21 protein-coding genes are annotated in these 25,579 nt (G+C 67.1%); 14 read left to right on the forward strand and 7 right to left on the reverse strand.

All coding sequences use genetic code 11. The annotated features are described in order from the left end of the window. Positions 1 to 510: 510 nt before the first annotated feature. The 3 genes from MKK69_RS17935 (at position 511) to MKK69_RS17945 (ending at position 3,481) form a co-directional block, all read left to right on the forward strand. Positions 511 to 1,683, forward strand: coding sequence for a zinc-dependent alcohol dehydrogenase (locus MKK69_RS17935; RefSeq protein WP_243970014.1), 1,173 nt, complete (start codon positions 511 to 513; stop codon positions 1,681 to 1,683). A gap of 72 nt (positions 1,684 to 1,755) precedes the next feature. After that, on the forward strand, positions 1,756 to 2,361 hold the full coding sequence (locus tag MKK69_RS17940) for a cyclase dehydrase (protein WP_243970016.1): 606 nt from the start codon (positions 1,756 to 1,758) through the stop codon (positions 2,359 to 2,361). Positions 2,362 to 2,371: 10 nt separating this feature from the next. Beyond that, positions 2,372 to 3,481, forward strand: coding sequence for a two pore domain potassium channel family protein (locus MKK69_RS17945; RefSeq protein ID WP_243970018.1), 1,110 nt, complete (start codon positions 2,372 to 2,374; stop codon positions 3,479 to 3,481). Positions 3,482 to 3,935: 454 nt separating this feature from the next. Here the strand turns inward: MKK69_RS17945 and MKK69_RS17950 are convergent, their stop codons facing one another. Next, on the reverse strand, positions 3,936 to 4,865 hold the full coding sequence (locus tag MKK69_RS17950; protein ID WP_243970019.1) for a LysR substrate-binding domain-containing protein: 930 nt from the start codon (positions 4,863 to 4,865) through the stop codon (positions 3,936 to 3,938). Between the two features lie 88 nt (positions 4,866 to 4,953). Here MKK69_RS17950 and MKK69_RS17955 point away from each other — a divergent pair, with 88 nt between their 5' ends. The 8 genes from MKK69_RS17955 (at position 4,954) to MKK69_RS17990 (ending at position 14,898) form a co-directional block, all read left to right on the forward strand. Beyond that, positions 4,954 to 6,180 (forward strand): aminotransferase class V-fold PLP-dependent enzyme, encoded by a 1,227-nt coding sequence (locus tag MKK69_RS17955; protein WP_243970021.1) that lies wholly within the window; start codon positions 4,954 to 4,956, stop codon positions 6,178 to 6,180. Positions 6,181 to 6,244: 64 nt separating this feature from the next. After that, the gene (locus tag MKK69_RS17960) at positions 6,245 to 7,549 is read left to right on the forward strand and encodes a dicarboxylate/amino acid:cation symporter (protein ID WP_243970023.1); all 1,305 of its coding nucleotides are present in this window, start codon (positions 6,245 to 6,247) and stop codon (positions 7,547 to 7,549) included. Next, positions 7,546 to 8,583: a threonine aldolase family protein gene (locus tag MKK69_RS17965; protein ID WP_243970025.1), complete on the forward strand. Its 1,038-nt coding sequence runs from the start codon at positions 7,546 to 7,548 to the stop codon at positions 8,581 to 8,583. The genes MKK69_RS17960 and MKK69_RS17965 overlap by 4 nt, the downstream gene beginning before the upstream one ends. 589 nt (positions 8,584 to 9,172) lie before the next feature. Beyond that, complete coding sequence (locus MKK69_RS17970) at positions 9,173 to 10,072, forward strand: amino acid ABC transporter substrate-binding protein (RefSeq protein ID WP_243970056.1); 900 nt, start codon at positions 9,173 to 9,175, stop codon at positions 10,070 to 10,072. Positions 10,073 to 10,442: 370 nt separating this feature from the next. After that, positions 10,443 to 12,035, forward strand: coding sequence for an ABC transporter substrate-binding protein (locus MKK69_RS17975; protein WP_243970027.1), 1,593 nt, complete (start codon positions 10,443 to 10,445; stop codon positions 12,033 to 12,035). A gap of 13 nt (positions 12,036 to 12,048) precedes the next feature. Beyond that, positions 12,049 to 13,497 carry an amidase gene (locus MKK69_RS17980; protein ID WP_243970029.1) on the forward strand — a complete coding sequence of 483 codons (1,449 nt, stop codon included), beginning with the start codon at positions 12,049 to 12,051 and terminating at the stop codon, positions 13,495 to 13,497. Between the two features lie 14 nt (positions 13,498 to 13,511). Then, positions 13,512 to 13,760, forward strand: coding sequence for a hypothetical protein (locus MKK69_RS17985; RefSeq protein WP_243970031.1), 249 nt, complete (start codon positions 13,512 to 13,514; stop codon positions 13,758 to 13,760). Beyond that, positions 13,735 to 14,898: an amidase family protein gene (locus MKK69_RS17990; RefSeq protein WP_243970058.1), complete on the forward strand. Its 1,164-nt coding sequence runs from the start codon at positions 13,735 to 13,737 to the stop codon at positions 14,896 to 14,898. Before MKK69_RS17985 ends, MKK69_RS17990 begins: the two co-directional genes overlap by 26 nt. 144 nt (positions 14,899 to 15,042) lie before the next feature. On the opposite strand, the gene MKK69_RS17995 is transcribed toward MKK69_RS17990, so the two are convergent. The 5 genes from MKK69_RS17995 to MKK69_RS18015 all read right to left on the reverse strand — a co-directional run bounded on the left by MKK69_RS17995 (position 15,043) and on the right by MKK69_RS18015 (position 20,293). Continuing rightward, the gene (locus tag MKK69_RS17995) at positions 15,043 to 16,293 is read right to left on the reverse strand and encodes an NAD(P)/FAD-dependent oxidoreductase (RefSeq protein ID WP_243970033.1); all 1,251 of its coding nucleotides are present in this window, start codon (positions 16,291 to 16,293) and stop codon (positions 15,043 to 15,045) included. Positions 16,294 to 16,444: 151 nt separating this feature from the next. Continuing rightward, entirely contained in the window at positions 16,445 to 17,215 is a 771-nt protein-coding gene (locus MKK69_RS18000; protein WP_243970035.1) for an ABC transporter permease, read from the reverse strand. Positions 17,216 to 17,217: 2 nt separating this feature from the next. Beyond that, positions 17,218 to 18,051, reverse strand: coding sequence for an ABC transporter permease (locus MKK69_RS18005; RefSeq protein WP_243970037.1), 834 nt, complete (start codon positions 18,049 to 18,051; stop codon positions 17,218 to 17,220). After that, positions 18,051 to 19,247: an ABC transporter ATP-binding protein gene (locus MKK69_RS18010; RefSeq protein ID WP_243970039.1), complete on the reverse strand. Its 1,197-nt coding sequence runs from the start codon at positions 19,245 to 19,247 to the stop codon at positions 18,051 to 18,053. Before MKK69_RS18010 ends, MKK69_RS18005 begins: the two co-directional genes overlap by 1 nt. Then, a complete protein-coding gene (locus MKK69_RS18015) occupies positions 19,226 to 20,293 on the reverse strand; it encodes an ABC transporter substrate-binding protein (RefSeq protein ID WP_243970041.1) in 1,068 nt (355 codons plus the stop codon). Before MKK69_RS18015 ends, MKK69_RS18010 begins: the two co-directional genes overlap by 22 nt. A 201-nt stretch (positions 20,294 to 20,494) precedes the next feature. Here MKK69_RS18015 and MKK69_RS18020 point away from each other — a divergent pair, with 201 nt between their 5' ends. Further along, a complete protein-coding gene (locus MKK69_RS18020; protein ID WP_243970043.1) occupies positions 20,495 to 21,775 on the forward strand; it encodes an NAD(P)/FAD-dependent oxidoreductase in 1,281 nt (426 codons plus the stop codon). Positions 21,776 to 21,918: 143 nt separating this feature from the next. Here the strand turns inward: MKK69_RS18020 and MKK69_RS18025 are convergent, their stop codons facing one another. Continuing rightward, a complete protein-coding gene (locus tag MKK69_RS18025; protein ID WP_243970045.1) occupies positions 21,919 to 22,905 on the reverse strand; it encodes a LysR substrate-binding domain-containing protein in 987 nt (328 codons plus the stop codon). Positions 22,906 to 23,024: 119 nt separating this feature from the next. Between MKK69_RS18025 and MKK69_RS18030 the strand changes: the two genes are divergently transcribed. After that, a complete protein-coding gene (locus MKK69_RS18030; RefSeq protein ID WP_243970047.1) occupies positions 23,025 to 24,347 on the forward strand; it encodes an aspartate aminotransferase family protein in 1,323 nt (440 codons plus the stop codon). A gap of 47 nt (positions 24,348 to 24,394) precedes the next feature. Beyond that, positions 24,395 to 25,303, forward strand: coding sequence for an amino acid ABC transporter substrate-binding protein (locus MKK69_RS18035; protein WP_243970049.1), 909 nt, complete (start codon positions 24,395 to 24,397; stop codon positions 25,301 to 25,303). Positions 25,304 to 25,579: the final 276 nt, after the last annotated feature.

A 25,579-nucleotide genomic window follows, 5' to 3' on the forward strand; every position in this document is an offset into this window, starting at 1 on the left:
GACGACGTTTGGCACTCTCGAACGGCAGTCCCGGAGAGCCACCTCAGGATATCGGACTATGGATCGATAAGGCATTTACCGGGCCGCGTCGGGGGATACAGCCCTGGGCTCGTCGCCGAGAGGCAGACGTTCCGAGTACGATCCAACTTGGCCACCTGAACAGCGGTCTTCGCTTCCAAAAAGCAGCCATGGTCCAAGCATGCGCCGATGCAGACATCGTCCGAGCCCGCTCGGTCCAACAGAATACATTCCTTCGATATATGAAACAGTATCAACGACAACACACTTGATGACAAAATAGCTATGCAAAACTTGGTTGCCTTCAACTCGTAAAACTCCCGAAATTCATCGCAGAAGTCCATCATGGTCCAGGTGACACGTCAGGATGGATGTCACCAGGATCAAACTATTTTCGAACCAGCCATGAAACATTTTAGGTTGAGGCTCATTTCGACAAGAAGATCTAAAATTCTGGGGATGAAAAACTTCGCACATATCAGGAGATGAACCATGAGGGCGCTGGTTTGGCACGGCACTGCGGACATTCGCTGCGACACGGTCCCGGACCCCAAGATCGAGGATGATCGCGACGCCATCATCAAGGTCACGGCCTGCGCGATCTGCGGCTCGGATCTCCACCTCTACGACCACTTCATGCCCGGCATGGAGAAGGGCGACGTCATGGGCCACGAGTTCATGGGTGAAGTTGTCGAGACGGGCAAAGGCGTCAAAGGCGCTCTCAAGAAAGGGGAGCGCATCGTCGTGCCTTTCACGATCATCTGCGGCGAGTGCGACCAGTGCAAGCGCGGCTACTTCTCCGTCTGCGAACGCTCGAACCGCAACAAGGACATCGCGGACAAAGCCTTCGGCCACACCACCGCGGGCTTGTTCGGGTACACCCATCTCACCGGCGGCTATCCAGGCGGTCAAGCCGAGTACGTCCGCGTGCCGTTCGCCGACAAGACGCAGATCAAAGTGCCGGAGAACCTGAGCGACGAGCAGGTCCTGTTCCTCGGCGACATTTTCCCCACCGGCTGGCAGGCGGCGGTGCAGGCCGATATCCAGCCGACCGATACGGTCGCGGTCTGGGGGGCCGGGCCCGTCGGTCAGATGACGCTGCGCTCGGCGCTCCTGCTCGGGGCCAAGCAGGTGGTCTGCATCGACAGCGTACCCGAGCGCCTGGAGATGGCGCGCGCCGGCGGTGCCATCTCCATCGACAACAGCACGGAGAGCACGGTCGAGCGCCTGAACGAACTCACGGGCGGCAAGGGCCCGGAAAAGTGCATCGATGCCGTCGGCATGGAGGCGCATTCGCCACGCGCGCTCGAACACGCCTACGACCGCGTCAAGCAGGCGGTGATGTTGGAGAGCGATCGCGCTTCGGTGCTGCGCGAGATGATCTATGTCTGCCGTCCCGCCGGCATCCTCTCGATCCCGGGCGTCTATGGCGGGTTCATCGACAAGGTGCCGATGGGTGCCCTCATGAACAAGGGACTGACCGTCCGCACTGGCCAGACCCACGTGAACCGTTGGACCGACGACCTCGTCAAGCGCATCGACGAAGGGCAGATCGACCCTTCCTTCGTCATCACCCATCGGGCTGGGCTCGAAGAAGGGCCCGAGATGTACAAGACGTTCCGCGACAAGAAGGACAACTGCATCAAGGTGGTGCTCAGACCCTGAGCGGTCCCGTGGCCCGTCGAGCTACGGCGGGCCTACCCACTTCGCCCTCCCTGCTGCAGCGAGGAAGTCAGCATGTCCGAGCCAACGTCTCTACGCCGTCGGAGCGGCGCTCATGATCGTTCCGAGTTGCCGAGCTATCTCGTTTCCGACCCACGCCGCAGGCCGGATCCCGCAACGAGGGAACTTGCCCAAGGATTGGGTTGGTTCTCGGTCGGCCTCGGGCTTACCGAGGTGGCGTGCGGCGGCGCCATCGCGCGCTGGCTTGGGATGCCGCGCTCGGCACCGGTCATCCGAGCCTACGGCATGCGCGAGATCCTGCAGGGGGTCGGGATCCTGAGCGCGAGCGATCCAACCCCGTGGATCTCGGCACGCGTGGCCGGGGACGCGCTCGATATCGCCACGGTGCTGCCCGGGCTTGAGGGCCACAACCCGCACAAGGGCAACGTGCTGGTCGCCCTCGCGGCTTTGGCGGGCGTCACCGCGCTCGACCTGATCTGTGCACGGAGTCTATCGGAAGCCCCCCTCGCTCCGTCCGAGAAGGTCCGACGCGATTATCGCCGCCGCAGCGGCTTCCGCCGTCGCGCCGAAGCGATGCGGGGCGCGGCAGGCGACTTCAAACCGCCGCTCGACATCATCGGCCCGGAGGCGATGCGTCCCTGGACCCTAATCAACGCCTGAGGCCGGAACGATGGCCGGTCAGATCCCGCCCGTCCTCGAACAAGCATCGGGCGTGCTCGTCATGGGCATCGTCCTCGCCGACATCTTCCTGACGGTCCTCTACGCGCGCATCGGGACCGGCCTGATCGCGGACAGGGTCGCTCATCTCACCTGGGCTATCTTCCGCTCCACCGCCAATGCGGCCGGACGGAACCGGGGCGCCGTGCTGTCCTTCTGCGGCCCGGTCATCCTCATCGTCTACGTCCTGCTCTGGGCCCTGGGGCTGACTCTCGGGGCCGGCCTGATCATCCACCCCTCGCTCGGCGTGGCGGTTCGGGCGAGCGGCGGCGCGACGCCGACCGACTTCATGACCGCCCTCTACGCGGGCGGCAGCAGCATTGCGATCGTGGGGTCCGGCGACTTCAAGCCGAGCACCGACAGCTACCGCGTCCTCTATCTCGTGAACTCGCTCGTCGGCATGTCGGCGACGTCCCTGGTTCTGACCTACGTGATGCAGGTCTACAGCGCACTCCGGCAGCGCAACGCCCTCGGGCTGAAGCTGCATCTCCTGACGGGCGAGAGCGCCGATGCGGCCGAGTTCCTGGCGCGGCTCGGGCCGCAGGGGCAATTTAGTTCGGGCTATACCCACCTGGCCGACCTGGCGGCGTCCATGTCCGCGATGAAGGAGGCACATCACTTCTATCCCGTCCTGTTCTACTTCCGCTTTCGCCAGCCCTTCTATTCGGTCTCGGCACAGGCCTTCGTCGCCCTCGACACGGTGTCGCTGATCCGCAGCGGGATCGGAGACCGTCAGGCGGCATGGCTGAAAGAGGCCGCCGCCGTCGACGCGATTTGGCGTGTTGCCATGCTGCTCGTGGTCACGCTCGAAACGACATTCGCGCGCGGAGACCTGCCGACGTCGGCCGACGTCAGCAGGGCCGAGAGCGAGGCATGGCGCACGCGCTTCGCGGAAGCCGTCAGGCAGCTCTCGTCGGTGGGGATCGAGGCGACGCCCGACGGGTCAGGCGCCGAGACGTATCTCGCGCTGCGGGCACGGTGGCAGCCACACATCGCGCGACTGGCACCGCTGATGGCTTATCACATCGATGAACTGAAATTTGGCGGAGACAAGCGCCCGTGACATGCCCTCTCGCTGCGAGGGAGGGCAGACGATGTCCGCTTCGATGCATCCGTCACCCAGAAGCGGACGGGCGGGAAACCACCCAACCCAGCCGTTCAGAGGCGCTGGCCAACGCGACCAAAGCTGGCCGAAAGCTGTCCGACGGGTTTCGGATGAGTGACGTAAAATGCAGACATTGTCGGTGGCCAGGTACATCAGGCCGCGCGAACCTAAGCGAAGCCTCTGTCGAGATGGTTCTGAGCAGTGGCCGCACTGTCCAGTCTACCAACAATCACGAAGCGCTGCATTGAGGCCGTGGCAATTTCGCAAAGAGGTTCGCGAGCGACCGGCGTCGGATCGGGACGCGGAGCGTTCTGGCGATCCATTGCTCTTCGTCGAGGTATTATGCTGCGTATGTGGAAAGCAAGTGACGCTCTACCGCCTTCCTACCAGCCCCTGTGGCGTGGCCGGACATTCAGGTGGACTGCGGCGGCGCTCGTGCGCCGCCGAAGGTTATCATCTCGCCGAGGAGCCAATCCGAGAAGACGCGAGCCATGGTGCGGTTCAGGTCGGTCTTGCGTGCCACCAGAAAATACCCAACGCCGTCATCGTGCTCGACCTCGAAAGGGCGCACGAGCGTCCCCGCAGCGAGGGCGTCGGCGACCAGCGAGCGACGGCCGATCGCTATCCCCTGCCCCTGCTCCGCAGCCGCGAGCACCAGCGCCGTCTCGCTGAAACTCGGACCCACCGTGCCTAGCGAAGCATCGTAACCCGCAGCGTGGAGCCAAGCGGGCCAGGTCGGACGTTCAGCGTAGTGCAGCAGAAGGTTCGCGCGAAGGAACGCTGCGCTCGGCGGTGCGCCGTCGCAGAGGGCCGGGGTGCAGACCGGGAACAAGGTTTCGTGGGTGAGCCGCTCAACCGCAAGGTCCTTCCAAGATCCGTCTCCGGCTCGGATGGCGATATCCCCTGGGGAATGGTTGAGGTCTGCGTAGTATCGGTGCGTGTCCAAGCGGAAGTCGATCCACGGATGCGCGCGTAGGAAGCCGCCTAGCCGCCCGACGAGCACGCGGAGCGCGAAGCTGCGCGGCGCCGCGACGACGAGCGTCGTACGCCGCCGCGGCTGGCCGATCCGTTCAAGGCCCGCGGCGAGTTCGTCAAACGCGCGCCGAACGTAGTCCGCCAGAAGGTCCCCGGCCTCGGTCAGCGTCACACCGCGCGGTCCGCGGTGGAAGAGCGCCGTCCCAAGAGCGTCCTCGAGCGCCTTCACGTGGTGGCTGACCGCCCCCTGGGTCATACCGAGTTCGGCTGCTGCCCGCACTAGATTCGCGTGCCGCGCCGCCGCATCGAAAACGCGCAGCTTCGCCAACGGTATGCCCGCAAAAGCGGCGCTATTAGCTTTGCTCATAGCGCAGGAACCTAACGCACATCTTGCGCAGCGGCCAAGTGGCGTCATCCTCTGCCAATGTTCGAGTGAAGAGGCAGGAGATCATCTGATGGCGCCCAGCGCAGACCGCTTCGCGGCAGCCCGGGAGCACTTCCCCGGCACACGGGCCGGACCGTTCCTCGACATGTCCGCGCGCGCGCTCTTTTACGACGGCGGCCGGCGAGCGCTCGATCAGCACCTCAACGATATGGCCGAGGGCACGGTCGATAAGAAGGGCCTGTTCACCGCGGTCGAGGAATGCCGTGACCACTTTGCGGCGCTGATCGGCAGCCACTCGGACGAGGTCGCCTTCACCCGGAACGTGACGGATGGCATCGCCGCGTTCGGGGCCGCGCTCGACTGGCGGGCGGGGGACAGCGTGGTCGTCTGCGAGGAACTCGAGCATCCAGCCAACATCTATCCTTGGTACGGTCTCGCCAGGAAGCACGGGATCATTATCAAGAACGTCCGCCAGAAGGACGGCATGGCACCTTTAGACGACATCGTGGCCGCCATGGACGAGCGATGCCGAGCGGTGGCGATATCCGCGGTGTCTTTCGCGCCGGGCTTCCGCTTTCCGGTTGCGGAGCTCGGGGCGGAATGCCGTCGGCGCGGCGTTCACCTCGTGGTCGACGCGGCGCAGTCAATCGGCGTCCTCGCAACGGACGTCGAGGCGTGGGGCGTCGACGTGCTGGCCGCCTCGACGCAGAAGGGCCTCATGGCTTTGTACGGGCTGGGCTTCCTCTACGTCCGCCGCAGCGTCGCCGAGCAACTCCAGCCCGCCCTACTGTCGCGCTTCGGGGTCGAGCAGGAGGGGCACGAGGCGAGCCTCGGCGACCCGATCTCGGGTCGCCTCGCCCCGGGCGCGCGACGCTTTGATGTTGGCAACTACAACTACCCGGCCATCATTGCCGTCATGCCGGCGCTCAAGTTGATCCTCGAACTGACCCCGCAGGCGGTCGAGGACCACGCCTTCGGGCTCGCGCGTGAGTTCGCCGATCGCCTGCTCGCGATCGGGCTGCCGGTCTATGGCGGCCGGCCCGGTCGCTGGGCCAGCCACATCGTCACGGTTGGCGCCGCGCTCGGGTACGATCACGACTCGGCCGCCGACCTGAGCATGGCGGCGCTGTACGAACACTTGGTGGCGAACGGCGTCCGGCTGAGCATCCGGCGGGACCTGCTACGCTTCTCCTTCGGGCTGTACAACGACCGGAGCGACATCGACCGCGTCGAACGGCTCGCCCGTGAATGGGTTCGCGGTCAAAACACAGCTCCGAGGATGGCGGCGACGGGCTAGACCCGAGGAGATCTCCAGCCCAAGCGCGGCGTCCATGCCCATCCGGCAGCACAGGAGCAGTATCATGGCGAGCATGGCTTCGCGTAGTCCGGCGGATGGCGGAGCGGTTCGCAGCCGGGCCAACCGGACCTTGTCGCTACAGATGCTCACGGGCTTGGTCGTCGGTTGCGTTATTGGCTTCGCTTTCCCAGACCTCGGCAAGGCCCTGCTGCCGATTGGACAAGTGTTCATCAAGGCGCTGCGGATGATCGTCATCCCGCTAGTCTTCTCGTCGATCGCGCTCGGCATCTATAACATGGGCCGGGAGCTTTCGGCTTTCGGGCGCATCGTGCTCATCGCCTTCGTCTGGTTCTTCATCGCGACTGGGATCTGCATCCTGGCCGGGCTGCTCATGAACGCGCTCGTGCATCCGGGCATCGGCGCCGATCTCTCGATTACCGGCAAGGTGCCAGCGAACGCTGGGCTGAAGATCGACCTAGTGTCGTTCCTGGTCGACCTCGTGCCAGTGAACATCGTCAGCGCCATGGCTGAGCAGAAAATCCTACAGGTTCTTCTGTTCGGTATCCTGTTTGGCGCCTCGCTCGCCTCTATCGGCGAGGTCGGCAGCGGGGCGGTCGCGGTCCTCGAGGGCGTACAGGCCGCCATGATGCGGATGGTCCGCTGGATCATTGCGCTCGCACCCATCGCGGTGGCCGCGGTCATGGCATGGCTGTTCGCGAGCCAGGGACTCGGCATGATTACCGCGCTGGGCAAGCTGATCGCGACACTCTACCTCGGACTGGTGCTGGTGATCGCGGTGATGTGGCTCGTCCTATTCGCTATCGGCCACAATCCCGTCCGCGTCACCCAGAAGATCGCCGAGCCCCTGCTGCTAGCCTTCACGACGCGCTCGTCAGAAACGACGCTGCCGATACACATGGAGATTTTGGAGCGGTTCGGAGTGCCGAACAAAATCGTCTCAACCGTGATCCCGCTCGGCTACTCGTTCAATCAAGACGGCACGTCGCTCTACATCTCGCTCGCTACCGCCTTTGTGGTCGAAGCTCACGGCATTCCGCTCGATCTACCGGCGATGCTGACCATCATCGTGACGGGACTGATCTCGACGAAGGGCATGGGCAACGTCTCGGGAGGTGGGCTCGTTGCAGCCACCACGGTCCTTGTCGCCCTCGGCTTGCCTATTGAATTTGTGGCTGTGCTCGCGGCAATCGACGTATTCCTGGATATGGGCCGCACCACTGTAAACGTGTTCGGCAACACAGTCGCGGTCTTACTCGTCGATCGGTTTGTGCATGTGTCATCAGTTGATGCCGTGGCGATCGCGGATGCCGCTGAACCCCAGGCTTTAGCGAGTCACATTAGAGCATGATCTCCTTCGCCGTCGATCTGCGCAGCGATACCAAGACAAGGCCCACAGCCGGCATGCGGGCCGCTATGGCTGCGGCATCCGTGGGCGATGAGCAACTCCACGAGGACCCCACCGTCAACGAACTCTGCGCTCGCGCCGCCGCGCTCTTGGGCAAACCGGTCGCACTGTTCCTGCCATCGGGTACGATGTGCAACCTCGTCTCAGTCCTCGTGCACTGCCGGCCAGGCGAGGAGATCATCGCCGCCGACATCTCGCACCTCATCTCGTCCGAGTCCGCGGGCGCGGCCGCGATCGCAGGCACCCAAATCCGGTCGGTCCGCTCCGACCGCGGTATCTTCACGCCCGAGGCTGTCCGGGCTGCGCTGCGCCCGGAAAAGATCAATGTGCCTGTCAGCCGCCTCCTCCACGTCGAGCAGACGGTCAATCGCGGTGGCGGTTCGGTGTGGACGCTTGAGACCCTAGCCGCAGTCTCGGCCGCCGCGTGGGAGGCCGGGCTGAAGGTGCACATGGACGGTGCGCGCATCCTCAACGCTGTCGTCGCGACCGGCACGCCCGCAGACGCGTTCGGGGCACTGTGCGATAGCCTCTGGCTCGACCTTTCGAAAGGGCTAGGCTGCCCGGTCGGCGCGGTCCTGGCGGGGGACGAGGCCTTCGTGGCGGCCGCTCGGCGGTGGAAATTCCGCCTCGGTGGCGCGATGCGTCAGGCTGGCGTGATCGCGGCGGCAGGCCTGTACGCGCTAGACCATCACGTCGAGCGGCTGGCCATCGACCATGACAATGCGCGGCGGTTGGCCGAGTGCCTGTCGGGTGTACCGCAACTCCGGGTACGGACACCGGAGACGAACATCGTCTTCCTCGACCTCATCGACGACGTATTGGACGCAACGACCCTGTCGCGGGCCTTGGCCGAGCGCGGCATCGGCATAGACCCGGTTGACGCCGGCACACTCCGGGCCGTCACGCATCTCGATGTCGACGCGGATGGAGTCTACAAAGCCGCCGAGGCGATCATCGCGGCTGTTCGGAAAATATGAGCCTGCGACGACAAGCTTGACGTCGCGACGATACATCGTGCTGTAGCCGAAAGTTGCCGATCGGCTTAGAGGCGCAGGCCCCCCGGTCAACGGATGTTGATCGGTCAGAACTACGCTGTTTCGAACTGAGATCGATCTGACTTGTGGGGTCGAGCGGCGCGATCTTTGTTGACGTTCTTGACTTGAATGTTTCGACACGCAGCAGAGGGGTTGCCTTGCTGCGCACGCCAAGCGCTTTCGCTCTCTATACGTCGCGACATCACACAGATAGGATGATTGCGGTGATGAGCTCTTTCTCGGGAGATCTGCTCTTACCGGTGGCAATTAGCGACCTAGGAAGGCCGCCCGAGCGAAATCGGAGCAGCTTTGCCACCCGAGCTTAAAGAGACGCTGCGACTGAGCCCTTCACTGACCAAGTTTGGCATCGGGTGTCAGCCTCTGTGCCGATGTACTGATGTATTACACGCTATCCCGAGAGCGGCGCAAAAATTGCCCCGGGTGATCCGCTTGACCCCGTGCCGCACGCGCGGGTGCTTGGGCTGCTCGATAACGCAGCCCACGGTGTAGTTGGAGGACCGTCATGTCCCGCATGTCTTGGCTGATCGTGTCGACGATCGTTATGCTTGGATCTCATGTCGTCGAAGCCGAGGAACTCACCGGCACGCTGAAGAAGGTCAAAGACAGTGGCGAGATCGCTGTTGGTTACAGGGATGCATCGATCCCATTCTCGTATCTCGATGGCGATCAGAAGCCGGTCGGGTTTGCAATGGACATCTGTTACAAGATCACTGATGCGGTCAAAGCCGAGCTGAAGCTTTCCGAACTGAAGGTCAAGCTTGTGCCGGTGACCGCCTCGACGCGCATTCCTTTGATGGCCAACGGCACGATTGATCTGGAATGTGGCTCCACTACGAACAATGCGGAGCGCCAGAAACAGGTTTGGTTCACGAACACTCACTTTCTCACGGCGACGCGGTTCGCTTCGAAGAAATCTGCCAAGATCGATAAGATTGATGACCTGAAAGGCAAGACCGTCGTATCGATCCCAGGTTCGACGAATATCATTCAGACCCTTGAGGCCAACAACTCAAGAAACCTCGGTATGACGGTCCTGCAGGCAAAAGACCATGGCGAGGCGTGGTTGATGGTGGAGAACGGCCGCGCCGCCGCCTACGTCATGGATGACGTGCTGCTCGCCTCCCTGATCGCGTCTTCGAAGGAGCCGGGCGCCTACCGGATTTCATCGGACACGCTCTCGCGGCCTGAGCCCTACGGGATCATGGTGCGCAAGGACGATCCGGCCTTCAAGAAGGTTGCCGACGCTGCCACAACCAAGCTCTACACCAGCCCCGAGGGCAAGGCGCTCTACGAAAAGTGGTTTACCAAGCCGATCCCGCCGCGCGGTATCAATCTCAACTTCCCGATGGATGCGACCATGAGCAAGAACATGGCACATCCAAGCGATAGCTCTGACCCAGCGATGTACTGAGCGGCTGCCGAACCGCAGCGAGCACTCCTCAGCTTCGTACCGAAATCGGCGATCGCGCCATGATCGCACGGACCCGCGACCTGGACGCGTATTATTACGGATTCTGGTTTTCCGTTCGATAAGGTCGCGAAGACTGGGCACCGCGCCTTTCGGTATCGGCTGCGCCGAGCGGCTGCCTCCATCGGTCCTCATCTCGGACCGCCGGGAAACGAGCGGCGAGGCCCTGCCTTCGAGAGCTTGACGGCGTCAGATCCCCGGCGGGCCGTTCCTGACGGACGCACCGAGGCGCCGGCATGCAGCTTGCCATGCGCGCCCTGGGGTGGGACGCTGACCGGCGCGCCGGGCGCGTGCGTGCTCGACGAGGTGCAGGATGGATCGCCGTCGTTTCCTCCAGCTCGCAGCCGCCCCGGCCATCACCGCGGGCATCGCACGGCCGGGCCGCGTCGCCGCGCAGGGCGCGCACGTCCTGCGATACGTGCCCTACACCGACGTCACGGTCCTAGACCCCACGTGGAGCACCGCCTACGTCACCCGCGACCACGCGGCGATGGTCTACGACACGCTGTTCGCCCTCGACGAGCGGCTGACGCCCCAGCCCCAGATGCTGGCCGGCCACACGGTCTCGGACGATGGCCTCACCTGGGAACTTACCCTGCGGCCGGGACTGAACTTCCACGACGGCTCGGCCGTACTCGCCCGGGACTGCGTCCCGAGCCTCGTGCGCTGGGCGCGCCGTGACGCCTTCGGCGGGGCGCTGATGGCCGCGACCGACGAACTCGCGGCGCCCGACGACCGCACCATCCGCTTCCGCCTCAAGCGGCCCTTCCCGCTCCTGCCCTATGCCCTGGCCCGCAACGGCGCCCCCTACCCTGCGATCATGCCCGAGCGGCTGGCGCGGACCGACGCCTTCACCCAGCTCACCGAGATCGTCGGGAGCGGTCCCTTCCGCTTCAAGGCGGACGAGCGCGTCGTCGGCGCGCGCGCCGTGTACACGCGGTTCGAGGGCTACCGCCCGCGCGAGACCGGGACGCCGAGCGGCACCGCCGGGCCGAAGATCGTGCATTTCGATCGGGTCGAGTGGCTCGTCCAGCCGGACGCGGCCACCGCCGTCAATGCCCTCGTCGCGGGCGAGGTCGACATGTTTTACAACCCGCCGACCGACCTGCTGCCGGTCCTGGGCCGCAGCCGCGACCTGCAGGTTTTCCAGGGCGATCCGCTCGGCAACGTCGCCTTGATGCGGGTGAACCACCTGCACCCGCCCTTCGACAATCCGGGCGTGCGCCGCGCCGTCCTCACGGCCGTACGCCAGGAAGACTTCATGCTGGCGATGATGGGCGAGGACCGCGCCCTCTGGCGCGACGGGGTCGGCGTCTTCCCGCCCGGCACGCCGATGGCGAGCGTGGCCGGTCTCGACGTCCTGGCGAGTCCCCGGCCGGTCGAGGAGGCCAAGCGCACCCTGGAGGCGGCGGGCTACCGGGGCGAGCGCGCGGTTGTGCTGATCTCGACCGACAGCCCCAAGCTCCAGGCCCTGGGCGAGGTGGCGGCCGACCTCATGCGCCAGATCGGCATGAGCGTTGACCCGCAGGTCACCGACTGGGGCACTGTGGTGCAGCGCCGCGCCAAGAAAGAACCGGTCGCGCAGGGCGGGTGGAGCGCGTTCTTTACGACCTTCTCCGGCCAGGACCTCCTCGACCCCGCGGGCTACCTGGCGCTGCGCGGCACCGGCGAGCGCGCGTGGTTCGGCTGGCCGACCGACGCGATGATGGAGGGTCTGCGCGCGCAGTGGCTGGCGAGCGGCGATCCCGCGCAGCAGCGGGCGATCTGCCGGGACATCCAAGCACGGGCGATGGACGCGGTGCCCTTCGTGCCGCTGGGGCAAGCTTTCTACGCCACGGCGGCCAAGCGCGACCTCAACGGCATCCTGAAGGGGTTCAGCACCTTTTGGAACGTGCGGCGGGCTTGAGGGTATCGGGATCATGGCGGACGACCTTGCCTACACGCCCGCGGCAGAACTCGCCGCACTGATCCGAACGCGGCGGCTGTCGCCAGTGGAGCTCATGACGGCGACGCTCGCGCGCATCGCGCGGGCGCAGCCGGTGCTGAACGCCTTCATCACCGTCGCTGAGGTGCAGGCGCTCGCCGGCGCCCGGGCGGCGGAGGCCGCGGTGATGCGCGGAGAGCCGCTGGCGCCGCTGCACGGCCTGCCGGTCTCGATCAAGGATCTCGTTCCAACGGCCGGGATCCGCACCACCTGGGGCTCGCGCGTCTTCGCCGAGCACGTGCCGGAGACCGACGCGGAGGTCGTGGTTCGCCTGAAGGCATCCGGCGCGATCGTCGTCGGTAAGACCACCACGCCGGAATTCGGACAGCAATGCCTGACCCAGGCGCCCCTGTTCGGGCGTACGCGCAACGCCTGGGACGCCGGCCGCACGTCGGGCGGCTCCAGCGGCGGGGCGGCCATCGCTGCGGCGGCGGGGCTGACTGCGCTCGGCGTCGCCACCGACGGCGGCGGCTCGACCCGGATCCCTGCCGCCTGCAACGGCGTCGTCGGCTTCAAGCAGGGGCTCGGTGTGGTGCCGCAGGAGTACGCGCAGGACTGTTTCGGCAACATCTCCTACGTAACACCGATGACGCGCACCGTTCTGGATACGGCGCTGATGCTCGACGCGATGTCCGGACCCGACTCCCGCGATCCGCTCAGCGCAGGCCGGCCGCAGCCGGGCTTCGGTGCGGCGCTGGATGCTTTGTCTCCGGGGACGAAGGCCCTGCGCGGCGTTCGGGTTGGCTGGCGGCCGAGACTGGGCAATGCGCACGTCGCGGCCGACGTCCTCACCGCCTGCGAGCGGGCAGTTGCCGCCCTGGCAGATCTCGGGGCCGAGACGCGTGGGCACGAGGCTCCGTTCGAGAACCCGGAATCTCTCTGGTTCGTCAGCAACGGCGCGTACCGCATGGCGCAGTTCGGCCACCACCTCGCGCGTCACCGGGATATCCTGTGCCCGACCTTCGTGCGGCAGATGGATCGGGTGCGCGACGTCTCGGCGGCCGAGCTCTACGCGGCGATCTTCGCGCGCACCGCCCTCTACCGGCAGGTGCAGGCATGGTTCTCGGATATCGACATCCTGGCGACGCCGACCCTGTCGCGCACGGCCCTGCCGATCGACCAGGACTTCTTCGGGCCGATCACGATCGACGGGAGAGCCGTGCCGAACCTGCGCGCGGCCTGGTACCCGTACACGATGCCGTTCAACCTCACCGGCAACCCGGCGGTAAGCCTGCCCTGCGGGTTCGACGAAGCGGGACTGCCGGTCGCGATCCAGCTCGTCGGACGCGTCGGCGAGGATGCCCGCCTGCTGCAGGTCGCGGCCTCCTTCGAGCGGGCGATGCCCTGGGCAGACCGGCATCCGCCGCTGCCGGAACTCGACTGACCCGAGGAGCAGAGATGGCCCCCTACGATCCGAACCGCCGGACCCCGGGCTTCGACGCCGCCGCGGAGGCGTTCCGCTCGGGCGCCGATTCCCCGCGAGCCTACCTGGAGCGCTGCCTCGCAGTGATCGCCGAGCGCGAGCCCGTGGTACGGGCCTTCGTGGTCGTGAGAGGCCGGGGCGCGGGAGGCCGCGGACGCCAGCGGCGCGCGCTGGCGGGTCGGGCGGCCACTCTCGCCGATCGACGGTATGCCGATGGGGATTAAGGACCTCCTCGAGACGCGCGACATGCCGACCCAGATGGGCTGCGCGGCCTACGCGGGCAACTTTCCCCGACGCGACAACGCTGCGGTCTGGGCGCTGCGCGAGGCCGGGGCGGTGGTCCTCGGCAAGACCACCACGGCCGAACTCGGCGGCACGCACCCGCCGGCGACGACGAACCCGTTCGATCCGGCGCGCACGCCGGGCGGTTCGTCCTCGGGCTCGGCCGCCGCGGTCGCGGCGGGGATGGTGCCGGCTGCGATCGGCAGTCAGGTCGGCGGCTCGATCATCCGGCCGGCGAGTTACTGCGGCAACTGGGCCCTGAAGCCGTCCCAGGGAGCGATCAACCGCGGCGAGCGACAGGCGACCAGCATGAGCACGCACGGCGTGCACGCGACCTGCGCGGAGGACATGTGGCGCGTGTCGATCGAGATCGCCCACCGGGCCGGCGGCGATCCGGGTGGCGCGCCGCTCGCGGGCCCCGCGGATCCGCCCCGTCCACACCGGCCGCTAACCGTGGCGGTAATGGAGACCGAAGGCTGGGAGGCGCTCGACGACGCGTCACGGGGCGCCTTCGAAACCGTGGTGTCGCAGATGGCCGACGCTGGCGTCACGGTGCTGCGCCGCACGAAAGAGCCCGCGATCGAGCGCTTCGAGCGCGCCCTCGTCGGTGTGCGCGAGATGGCCAACACGATCACGGCCTGGGAGAACCACTGGGCGATGCGCAACCTTGTAGCCCAGCATCCGGACGGCGTTAGCGAACGGGCCAAGGCCACGGTCGCGATTGCGGAGCGCTTAGGCGTCGAGGGCTACCAGGATCTGCTGCGGCGGCGCGAGGGCGTGCGCGCCGTGTACGCGGCGCTGGCACCCACCGTGGATGCTCTGATCGCGCCAGCCTCGCCCGGACCAGCGCCGCCCTGGTCGGGGGACCGTCCCGGCGAGCCGCTCTCGCAGCGCCCGACGGGGGACTCGGTGTTCAACACGCCGAGTTCGCTGCTCGGCGCGCCTGTAGTGACGGCCCCCCTCACAGCCGTGGGCGGCCTGCCGATGGGCATCCAAGTTGTGGGTCAGCCCGGTACCGACGCGCGGATGACCGCGATCGCCTGCTGGATGGCTGAGGCGCTACGGCCGGTCCTCGCCTAATCGGGTGTGCGGTGTTCTCAGCGATTTATTGGGGGCTGCGGCCGGAGCAGGCGCGGCTCTTCCGTCATGCCCGATGCTCTGGCTTTAGATCGGTCAGCGTCACCGCCGCCCAGTCCATTTCGAGGCGAGCCCCCTGGCCTGCGATCAGGATGTGAAGCGATCAACCGCGTAGGGTGACGGATCGATCGGGGCAGCGCGCTGTGCCAGGAGCGCGGCGACCAAGCGCCCGCTCGGCGGGCCGGCCGTCATGCCGTAGTGGCCGTGGCCGAACGCGAGGTGCAGGCCGGGCCGCTGCGGGACCGGACCGAGCACGGGCAGCGTGTCCGGGAGCGAGGGCCGGAACCCGAGCCACAGCTGCGGCTCCCCGTGGGTGAGGCCGGGGAAGAGCGCGCGCGCGTGCTCGGCCAGGATCCGGGCGCGGGTCTCGTCCGGCGGGGCGTCGAGGCCCGCGAATTCGACCGTGCCGGCCGCGCGCAGGCCCCCTTCCATCGGCGTCACCCCGAAGCCGCGCGACTTGTAGCTGATCGTGTAGCGCGGTTCGATCGAGGGCGTGGGCAGCATGGCGTGGTAGCCGCGCTCCGTCTCGAGCGGCACGCGCACCCCGAGCGGGTCGAGCAGCGCCTTCGACCACGCTCCGCCGGCGACCACGACGTCGGCGCCGGCCCGGTTCGCGACGTTGGTCCAGACCGTGAAGCCGCCGCCCTCGCGCGGGATGAGCTTCAGGGCCCGCTCGGCCACGATCGTGGCGCCCTCCCCGCGCAGCCGGTCCGCTAGAGCCCCGACGAGCCGGGCGGGGCTGATCGTGTAGCCGTTGCCGGGCACGAGGAGCGCGCGCCGCACGGCGCGGGAGATGCCAGGCACCATCTGCTGCAGGTCGTCGGCCCCGAGCACCTGCGCCTCGATGCCGTGCCGCTCGCGGATCTGCCGCTCGACGCGCGCGCCCGCGCTCTCGCCCTCGCCGTCCCAGACCTGGATCTGGCCGGTGCGCCGGACGAGCTCGCCGAACACCTGCGGTCCGATCAGATTCTGCCAGCAGGCGAACGCGTCCTTGTGCAGGGCGCGCAGCGCGTCCGAGATCGCGAGGACGCGATCCATCCGCCCCTCCTTGATCCAGCGTATCAGCCAAGGCAGCGCGGTGGGGAGATAGGTGGGGTGGACGACCAGCGGACCCTTCTTATCCCGGAGCCACCCGGGCACCTGGCGCAGCATGCCGGGCATCGCGATCGGCGAGGCCGTGTCGGCACTGATCATGCCGGCGTTGCCATAGGAGGCGCCGCCGCCCGGCGGCAGCGGATCGATCACGGTCACGTCCCGGCCGGCGCGCCGGAGGTAGAGCGCGGTCGATAGCCCGACCACGCCCGCGCCGAGGACGATCGCGGTGTTCTCATCGCTCATGCGGCGTCTCCGGCGTCCGAGGATAGGCGGTGGCCCGACCGAGATCGGCCGAGGGGATCACGCTCGGATCTCGCCGCGGCGACCGCGGACCGCGCGCGTCGCCCGTGCGATGCGGGCGGGATCGTGGGAGCCGGGGGATCCCGTGCATGGGTCAGGCGTCCCGGCGCCGGCGCAGGAGCGCGTCGACGCCCAGGATCACGCCCGTGACGCCGATCAGGAACGCGCTGACTGCCGCCACCGTCGGTTCCACCTGCATGTGCAGGCTGTTCCAGATGCGCACCGGCAGGGTCTGCGTGGCCGCGTCGGTGAGGAAGAGCGAGATGACGAGCTCGTCGAAGGATGTCAGGAACGCGAACAGGGCGGCCGAGGCGAGGCCGGGTGCTGTGAGCGGCACGACGACGGTGCGCAGCGTCCGGGTGCGGCTTGCGCCCAGACTCAGGGCCGCCTGCTCCAGGCGCAGGTCGACGGATTGCAGCGCCGACAACAGAATCAGCAGGACGACCGGGAAGGCAATCACCGCGTGGCACAGACCGACCCAGATCACGCTCCCGACCAGCCCGAGGCGCGCGGACGCGTAGTACATGGCGATCGCCGTGACGACGGTCGGCGAGACGATCGGCAGGAGCGCGACGGCCAGGATCAGCCGCTTGGCCGGGAACGCGCCGCGCACGAGCGCGTAGGCCGCCAGGAACCCGACCCCGGTGGCGACGACGCAGGCCACGCCGCCGATTGCGAGGCTGGACGAGAGCGCGGCGCGCCAAGCCGGATCGCCGAGGAACGCCGCAAACCAGCGCAGCGACAGGGATTCGGGCGGGAAGCGCAGGAGGGTGCCGCCGCTGAAGCCCAGCACCACCACGATGGCGATCGGCAGGATCAGGAGCAGGCAGGCGCATCCGACGAACAGCGGCAGCGCGGCGCGCACGCTCAGGCACCCATCATGCGGCGCAGATCCGTCACGCGGGCATAGACCGCGAAGAGGATCAGCGTCGCTACGAGCAGCACCACCGACATAACGGCCGCGCTCGGCCAGTCGATCAGGATCTCGACCGCTCGCTCGATCAGCATCGCGACGGTGACGTCGCTGGGCCCACCCATCAGGGCGGGCGTGATGAAGAAGCCGAGCGCTAGGATGAGGACGATGAGCGAGCCGGACACGATCCCCGGGACCGACAGCGGGAGATAGACGCGCCGGAACAGGTAGAGCGGGCTCGCCCCGAGGGCGCGCCCGGCCCGCAGCAGGCTGGGGTCGATCGCCTTCATGGTCGCGTAGAGCGTCAGGACCATGTAGGGCAGCAGCACGTAGGTCATGCCGACCACGATTCCAAAGGTGTTGTAGAGAAGCGCGAGGGGCGCTCCGATGAGCCCCGACGCGCCCAGGAGCTCGTTGATGAGCCCGCTGCGGCCGAGCACCACGGTCAGCGCGTAGGTCCGCACGATCACGCTGGTGAAGTACGGCACGATCACGCAGAACACGACGAGCGCGGCGCGCCAGCCGCGGTGATTGGCCAGGTAGAATGCGATCGGGTAGCCGATCACCAGCGTCGCGAGCGTGACGAGGACCGAGACCCAGAGCGTCGTGAGCGCGGCGACCTGCATGGAGCGCGCGGTGAGGACGTCGACGAAGAGCTCCGGCACCTCGGCGGGCGCCGTCTCGATGAACAGGGTCCGCGCCAGAAACCAGGCGAGCGGCGCGAGGAACAGCAGCGTGAGCAGGCCGAGCGCGGGCAGGAGCAGGAGCCACGTCCGGTCCCGTCCCATCACGCCGCGTCCGGCGGCAGGATGACCGTGTCGGCTGGCGACCACGCGAGGGCGACGCGCTCGCCCAGCTCCGGGTGGTGATGCGCGGCTACGTTCGGGGCGTCGGCGGTCACGAACGCGCCGCTGCCCATCTCGACCGCGTAGCGCACGACGCTGCCGAGGAAGGACGCGCGCCGCACCGTGCCGCTCAGGCGATTGACCCCCTCTCGCGGCGGATCGGCCGACGGGTGCAGGGTCAGCTTCTCCGGGCGCACGAACAGCTGACCCTCGCCGCCCGCCGCGAGCGTCGCCGCTTCGTCCGCGTGCAGCACCGCGCCGTCCTCCAGCTGGAACGCGACGCGGCCCGGGCCGGGCGTCACGATCCTGCCCGGCAGGAGGTTTGCCTCGCCTAAGAAGCAGGCGGTGAAGGCGTTGGCCGGGCGCTCGTAGACGTCGCGGGGCGCGCCGATCTGCTCGACGCGGCCGCGGCTCATGATCGCCACGCGATCGGATAGGTTCATCGCCTCCTCCTGGTCGTGGGTGACGTAGAGGACGGTCATGCCGAGCCGGCGCTGGATCTCCTTGATCTCGACCTGCAGGTCGTAGCGGAGGTTCTTGTCGAGGGCGCCCAAGGGCTCGTCCATGAGCACGACGGGCGGCTGGAACACGATCGCCCGGGCGATCGCCACACGCTGCTGCTGCCCGCCCGAGAGCTGGCGCGCGTAGCGGTCAGACAGGTGCCCGAGGCGGACGAGGTCGAGCGCTGCTGCGACCCGCTCGCGCACGAGCGACTTCGGCATCCCACGCGCGCGAAGCGGGAACGCCACGTTCTCGAACACGTCCATGTGCGGGAAGATCGCATAGTTCTGGAAGACCATGCCGAAGCCGCGCCGCTCGGGGGGCACGGCCGCGAGGTCGACTCCGTCGACCAGGAGGCGCCCGGCGTCGATCGACGCGAACCCCGCGACCATCATCAGGGTCGTGGTCTTGCCCGAGCCGGAGGGGCCGAGCAGCGAGAAAAACTCGCCCGCCTGGATGCGGGTCTCAAAGCGGTCCACGACGGTCTCGGAGCCGTAGATCTTGGTCAGCCCCTGGAGCTCCAGCACCTTACCGGCCGGTTCCGTGACGGCGGCCGCCGCGCGCTCGCACGGGCGGGCGAGGCCGACGGCGCCCGGCACGGTCGCGTCCTGTCCGATCACAGCACCCAGTTTGACCAAGCGCGGCTCACTTTGGTTCGGTTGGCCGACCACCAGTTGATGTCGTTCTTAAAACCCTTCGACACGGTCCAGGGTGTGCCGGTCGCGGGATCGAGCAGGAGCTTCGATGTGTGCGGGTAGACCTTGGTGTTGGCCGGAATCGCCTTGTACTCGGCGAGCCAGCGCTTCTGCACGTCCTCGCTGATCGAGTAGTCGATGAACTTGAGCGCGGCCTCTGGCGCCTTAGCCCCCTTGGGTATGGCGTAGGACTGCACCAGGACTTGGTTCTGGTTCCACTGGATGCCGAGCGGCGCGCCGCCGTCGATCGAGGCCTGGGCGCGGGTGTTCCAGAGCACGCCGAGCACGGCCTCCTTGTCGGCCATCATCTGCGCGGACAGCGCGCCGGTGTCCCAGAACTTGGGCACGCTGGGCTTGATCCGGCTTAAGGACTTGAGGGCGCGCTCGATGTCGACCGGGTAGACCTTGTCAATCGCAACGCCGTCGGCGAGGAGCGCAATCTCGAGGTTCGGGGCCCCGGACTCGATGCCAGCCAGCGTGCGCGGTCCGGGAAACGCCCGCGTGTCCCAGAACTCGGCCCAGGATTTCGGCTCGGAGCCGGGCTTGAACACGTCCGTCCGGTAGCAGAGCACGAACGCGTACACGAACGAGCCGACCTGATGGCTGAGCTTCAAGCTCGGATCGATGTCCTCGAGCTTCGTATACCGAAACGCTCCGTAGTCGATCGGGACGAGCGCGCCTGCCTCCTCCAGCATGAGGTTGGCGTCGTTGCCGGTGTCGATGCAGTCGATCTCGACCTGCCCGGCCTTGTACATGGCGAGCAATTTGCCCACCGTGCTCGGGACAGGCACGATCTCGATGCCGGTCTCCTTCAGGAACGGCTCGTAGACGGTCCTGCGCTTGATCTCGTCGAAGGAGCCGCCGGGCGTCCTCACCCGCAGTTGCGTGGTGGCCCGGGCGGGGTTCGTGATCACGGCCGGCATGGCGAGCAAGGCCGCGCCACCCACCATGAGGCCGCGCCGCGTCGGGGTCGTGGACAGCTTCGGCACCGCGCGCTCCCATCACCTCGGAGCGGAGTGTAGGCGCGGGAAATACTGTTCGCCTAGCGAAAATCACGGGCAATCCTGACCGCATTTACGACGTGTCGCACACGCGGAGGGCTGCGCGGGTGGTCCGCGGTCGAGCCCGGCGCTTGCATACTCACGCCAGGGCCCGGATCATCGTCCCACCGGCCGTCGCAGAGAGCGTCCATGATCAGGAACGAGCCGTACTGGTGGCGGGCGGCACCCTTGGCCGCCTCGGACCCTCTGCCCGTGCGCGGCACCGCCGACGTGGTCATCGTCGGCGCGGGCTATACCGGGCTGTCCGCGGCGCTGACGCTGGCCCGGGCCGGCCGCAGCGTTCAGGTCTTCGACCGGCAGAGGCCCGGCGAAGGCGCCTCGTCCCGCAACGGCGGCATCACGAGCGGGAACCTGCGCCCGTCGCTCGCCGAGCTGACGCGGCGGTTCGGCGCCGAGCGTGCGAGCGCCCTGGTGGCCGAGTCCAAGGTGGCGCGCGAGGACCTGTACCGGTTCATCGCCGAGGAGGGGATCGACTGCGACTTCAAGCTCGTCGGCCGCTTCGCGGGTGCCTCCCGCGCGGCCGACTACGAGCGCCTGGCGCGGGAGGCCGATCACCTGCGCGGCGCGTTCGGCATCGAGGCCCACCCGGTCGCGCGGGCTGAGCAGCGCAGCTTCATCGGCTCGGCGTTCTACCACGGCGGCAACGTCCGCATGGACATCGGCGGCCTTCATCCCGCGAAGCTGCACGCCGCGATGCTCCGCCTCGCCCGGGACGCGGGCGCCGTCGTGCACGGCGAGACTGCCGTTCTCGGCATCCGGGGGGAGGCCGGGCGCTACGAGGTCCTGACCGCGCGGGGCGCAGTCCGCGTCGGCCACGTGATCGTCGGCACTAACGGCTACACGGACCGGTTCGACCGATGGCTGCGCAGCCGGCTCGTGCCCGTGCGCAGCCGCATCATCGCGACGGTGCCGCTCTCGGCCAACCTCATGGGCGAATTAATGCCGAGCCGCATGATGTATTCCGAGACGCGCAAGCTCCACTACTACTACCGGCCCTCGCCCGACGGGACGTGCATCTTGTTCGGGGGCCGCGACGGAACGATCGCCGGCGATGCGGAGTGGCCGACCGCGAGTCTGCGGCGCGCGCTCGCGGATATTTTCCCTCAACTCGACGGCGTCGCGATCGAGCACAGCTGGTACGGCAATGTCGCCATGAACCGCGATATGGTCCCCCGGATCTTCGCGCAGAACGGGCGCCGCTACGCGGCGGGCTACTGCGGCTCGGGCGTGGTGTGGGCGCGATGGGCCGGGCAGAAGGCGGCGCTCCAGGTCTTGAACGAACAGGCGGGACGCTCAGCGCTAAACTTCCGTTCACCGCGATGGGTGCCGCTCGTCTCCGGCAAAGCCTGGTTCATGCCGGTCGTATTCGGTTGGCTGCGCTTCCAGGATGGGTTGGCCGCACGAAAATGAGGAGCCCATCAGGGCAAATGCCATTTTTCTAGGTTCGCGCGGTGACTGCTTCTGGGATCCGGGCGCATATGCTTGGACGCCAGAAATGAACGCAAAGCCGAAGATCTGTTTTTCGACCGGAGTTCAAGGTCCGCTTCTGGTGCTTACCCGCCGACCGCCTCATCAATTGTCGGAGCGGTGAGATTTTCTGCCGCGATCGCACCCCGCAGCCACCTCTCGAACGGGCCTGCCAGTGACCCGCGCTTTACCCCGCGCGGTTTGACAAGGAAGTACGATGTCGTCTCCACCTCGAAGGCATGATCCTTGAAGGGAGCGATCAGCCGGCCGTCACGAAGTTCATCCGCCGCCAGGACCTCGCTCTCCAGAACGACGCCGAGGCCAGCGACCGCAGCTTCCACCGCCATCACCGAACGGTCTAGCCACATCTCGTTGCGCGGGCGTAGAGCCCCTTCTCCGACATTTCGCAGGTAGTGCGCCCACGTCAACGCGTTGACGGAATGGATCAAGGTCGTGGTCGCCAGGTCTCGCGGTGTGTACAGCCCCACCGAATCGGCGAGTGAGGGACTGCACAGCGGGCGCAGCCGCTCGATCAGGAGCGGCTCGACGCCCAGGTTCGTCTGTGGCGGTCGACCGTAGGTGATGGCAAGATCGAACCGCTCCGTCTCGATGTCGTCGCGATCCGATAACGTAGACAGACGGATCCGCGCCTCGGGGTGGGAACGGAGGAAATTCGCCAGCCTAGGCTGCAACCATTTTGCCGCGAAGCTCGGCCCCGATGCGATGACGAGGGGCTCGCGCTGGGATTGTGGGGCGACCCGTTCCGTCGCACCTGCGATGATACTGAGCGCGTGTTCGATCTCGACGGCGTAGGTCCTGCCCCCCTCTGTCAGGAAGGCACGGCCCGCGCGCCGCCGGAACAGCGGCATGCCGAGAAAGTCCTCCAGTTGCTGAACCTGATGGCTGATCGCCGAAGGCGTGACGCCCAGCTCGTCGGCGCCCTTCGCGAAGCTGCCGTGCCGGGCCGCGGCTTCAAACGCCGCAAGCGCCCGCAGCGGCGGCGTTCTGCGTCGCCCCGGATCTGCCGGTGAGCCAGCCTCAGCGGCCGGTGAGTTTTTTGCGTTGGCGCTCATCGGCACCTCGGACCTAACAGTGCTTCCGACACCACGCAACGCCGGTGCCGGAACCGAGGCCGCAACGCGCGCCGCTTCGGAGCAGGCCCGATCCCGGCACCCTGCCGATGGAGCGGACGATGAGCGGATCCCTTGAGGCGGCGGCGAAGGACCATCTGGTCCGCTACGGCGGCGACACCTTCCCGAATCTCTTCACGAAAGCCAGGGGCACTGTCGTCACCGACAGCCAGGGACGGGAGTATTTGGATTTCACCTCCGGTCAGATGTGCGCCACGATCGGTCACAACCATCCCGCCATCGTCGAGGCGGTCCACCGGGCCGGGGAGAAGGCATTCCACTTCTTCAGCGGGATGATCCCGGAAGTGGTGGCCGAGCTCGCCCAGGTGCTGGCCCGCGACTGGCTGCCGAGCGACCTCACGAAGACGATCTTCGTCAACACCGGCTCCGAGGCGACCGAGGTCGCCCTTCGCATGGCCAAGATGTACACCGGCGGGTACGAGGTCCTGGCGCTGGGCGGTTCGTGGCACGGCATCACCGGCGGGGCAAGCTCCGTCTCGATGGCCAGCGACCGCAAGGGCTACGGCGTGCCCGCACCCGGCGTGTTCGTCATCCCCGAGCCCAACGCTTACCGCCCCTACTTTTCGGGGATGGACGAGGAGGCGGCGGCGCTCGCCAATCTCGATCTCGCGTTGAAGCTCTACGACATGCAGTCGGCGGGCAAGGGCGCCGCGATCATCGTCGAGCCGGTGATCAGCGCGGGCGGCGTGCTGGTGCCGCCCCGTTCGTTCCTGGTCGCCCTGCGGGAGGCTGCCGATGCCCGCGGCATGCTGCTGATCTTCGACGAGGCGCAGACCGCCTTCGGCCGGATCGGCACGCGCACCGGCGCCGAGCACTTCGACGTCGTGCCGGACATCATGACGATGTCTAAGACGCTGGGCGGAGGCCTGCCGCTTGCGGCAGTCGCGACCACCGCCGCGATCGAGGTAGACATTCACGAGAAGCACTTCACCTACTACACCAGCCACGTCTCCGACCCGCTCACCGCCGAGGTCGGCCTCGCGGTTCTGAAGGTGATCGAGCAGGAAAAGCTCGTCGCTAGAGCTAACGAGATGGGCGCCTATCTGCGCGGTCGGTTCGAAGATCTGCAACAGCGCTACGAGGTGATCGGCGACGTGCGCGGGCTCGGTCTACTCATCGGGGTCGAACTGGTGATGGATCGGGAATCGCGCAGCCCGGCGCATGCGCTCGGCGCGCTGACGACGCGCAAGTGCTTCGAGAAAGGCCTGAGCATGAACATCCGTCGCCGGCCCGAGCGCGGCTCGGTCTGGCGGATCGCCCCCCCGCTCACGGTCTCCACCGCTGAGATCGACCGGGCCGTCGAGATCCTCGAGGCGGCACTGCGCGAGAGCCTCGACGAGACCGCGGCCGGTAGCACCGCCTGAAGGCGAGCGCTTCAAGATCCAATGTCCTGTCGCCTGGAGACACCCTCATGACGCCCAAGCTCGCGTGTGCTCTCCGTCCGGCCCTGTCAGCCCTGGCGATCGTCTCCGGCCTCGGGGCGGCGATCGCCGCAAGCCCGACGCTCGAGAAGATCCGGTCCTCGGGCACGCTGACATTGGGCTATCGCGAGGCGTCGATCCCATTCTCCTATCTCGGTCCGGATCAGAAGCCTGTCGGGATGTCGCTTGATCTTTGCGCGGCGGTGGCACAGCGGGTCCGAACAGAACTCAAGCTGCCGGAGCTGAAGACCGCCTTCGTAGCGGTGAACGCCTCGAACCGGATCCCACTTCTCCAGAATGGCACGGTGGACATCGAGTGCGGCAGCACGACGAACACGGCCGAGCGGCAGAAGCAGGTCGCCTTCTCCGTCGCGACCTTCGTCAGCCAGCCGCGCTGGCTCACCCTGCGGGCGTCCGGGATCGCAGAAGTGAACGGATTGCGGGGCCGCACCGTGGTGATCACGCAAGGCTCGCTCAACATGCTTCTGGCGCAGAAGCTGAACGTCGCGGACGGGCTCGATCTGACGATTCTCCAGGCGCGCGACCACGCCGAGTCGCTGCTGATGCTGCGCACCGGCCGAGCAGCGGCGTGGTACGAGGACGATGTCCTGCTCGCCGGGGCGCGGGCGACGGCTTTGGATCCCGCAGCGTTGGCGTTCCTGCCAGCATCGTCCGGCGCCGACTACTACTACGGCCTCATGCTCCCGCGCGAAGATCCCGAATTCAAGGCGCTCGTCGATGGAGCCGTAAAAGCGCAGATGGCCTCCGGCGTATTCGCCAAGTTGTATGAGCGGTGGTTCCTCACGCCGATCCCGCCGGCCGGACAGAACCTGGACCTGCCGATGAGCGAAGCGCTGCAGTTCCGCGTCACAAACCCAAGTGACGCACTGAAACCTTGAGTGTGAAATCCGGCCCTATCGGGAGGATGAAGGTGCGGTTGTGGCGTGATCCCGACCTACAGCCTAGCCCGTAATAACGTCCGCTCCGGAGCTTTTGACTGGGGCAGCTAAATGGCCGCAATGGGCGCCAAGCCGAACGGCCGGTTTCGGGAAGCGAGCCGATGTCGGTTGACGGCGCGAAGCCGGGGGGCGGGCAGATCACGGGTCCGCGGCCACGCAGTTGGTTCAGGAGTGCCGGACACTTGCTCCCTACGCGGACGGCTCCACGCCGATCCG

Source organism: Methylobacterium sp. J-026, assembly GCF_022829585.1.
Classification (GTDB): domain Bacteria; phylum Pseudomonadota; class Alphaproteobacteria; order Rhizobiales; family Beijerinckiaceae; genus Methylobacterium.

Excerpts from the sequence above, each read along its gene's own strand:
- MKK69_RS17940 (WP_243970016.1), top strand. The coding sequence starts at position 1,756 with ATGTCCGAGCCAACGTCTCTACGCCGTCGGAGCGGCGCTCATGATCGT.
- MKK69_RS18005 (WP_243970037.1), bottom strand. The coding sequence starts at position 18,051 with ATGGGACGGGACCGGACGTGGCTCCTGCTCCTGCCCGCGCTCGGCCTG.
- MKK69_RS18035 (WP_243970049.1), top strand. The coding sequence starts at position 24,395 with ATGACGCCCAAGCTCGCGTGTGCTCTCCGTCCGGCCCTGTCAGCCCTG.
- MKK69_RS17935 (WP_243970014.1), top strand. The coding sequence starts at position 511 with ATGAGGGCGCTGGTTTGGCACGGCACTGCGGACATTCGCTGCGACACG.
- MKK69_RS17970 (WP_243970056.1), top strand. The coding sequence starts at position 9,173 with ATGTCTTGGCTGATCGTGTCGACGATCGTTATGCTTGGATCTCATGTC.
- MKK69_RS17985 (WP_243970031.1), top strand. The coding sequence starts at position 13,512 with ATGGCCCCCTACGATCCGAACCGCCGGACCCCGGGCTTCGACGCCGCC.
- MKK69_RS18025 (WP_243970045.1), bottom strand. The coding sequence starts at position 22,905 with ATGAGCGCCAACGCAAAAAACTCACCGGCCGCTGAGGCTGGCTCACCG.
- MKK69_RS18020 (WP_243970043.1), top strand. The coding sequence starts at position 20,495 with ATGATCAGGAACGAGCCGTACTGGTGGCGGGCGGCACCCTTGGCCGCC.
- MKK69_RS17960 (WP_243970023.1), top strand. The coding sequence starts at position 6,245 with ATGGCGAGCATGGCTTCGCGTAGTCCGGCGGATGGCGGAGCGGTTCGC.
- MKK69_RS18030 (WP_243970047.1), top strand. The coding sequence starts at position 23,025 with ATGAGCGGATCCCTTGAGGCGGCGGCGAAGGACCATCTGGTCCGCTAC.
- MKK69_RS17945 (WP_243970018.1), top strand. The coding sequence starts at position 2,372 with ATGGCCGGTCAGATCCCGCCCGTCCTCGAACAAGCATCGGGCGTGCTC.
- MKK69_RS17965 (WP_243970025.1), top strand. The coding sequence starts at position 7,546 with ATGATCTCCTTCGCCGTCGATCTGCGCAGCGATACCAAGACAAGGCCC.
- MKK69_RS17995 (WP_243970033.1), bottom strand. The coding sequence starts at position 16,293 with ATGAGCGATGAGAACACCGCGATCGTCCTCGGCGCGGGCGTGGTCGGG.
- MKK69_RS17975 (WP_243970027.1), top strand. The coding sequence starts at position 10,443 with ATGGATCGCCGTCGTTTCCTCCAGCTCGCAGCCGCCCCGGCCATCACC.
- MKK69_RS17980 (WP_243970029.1), top strand. The coding sequence starts at position 12,049 with ATGGCGGACGACCTTGCCTACACGCCCGCGGCAGAACTCGCCGCACTG.
- MKK69_RS17950 (WP_243970019.1), bottom strand. The coding sequence starts at position 4,865 with ATGAGCAAAGCTAATAGCGCCGCTTTTGCGGGCATACCGTTGGCGAAG.
- MKK69_RS17955 (WP_243970021.1), top strand. The coding sequence starts at position 4,954 with ATGGCGCCCAGCGCAGACCGCTTCGCGGCAGCCCGGGAGCACTTCCCC.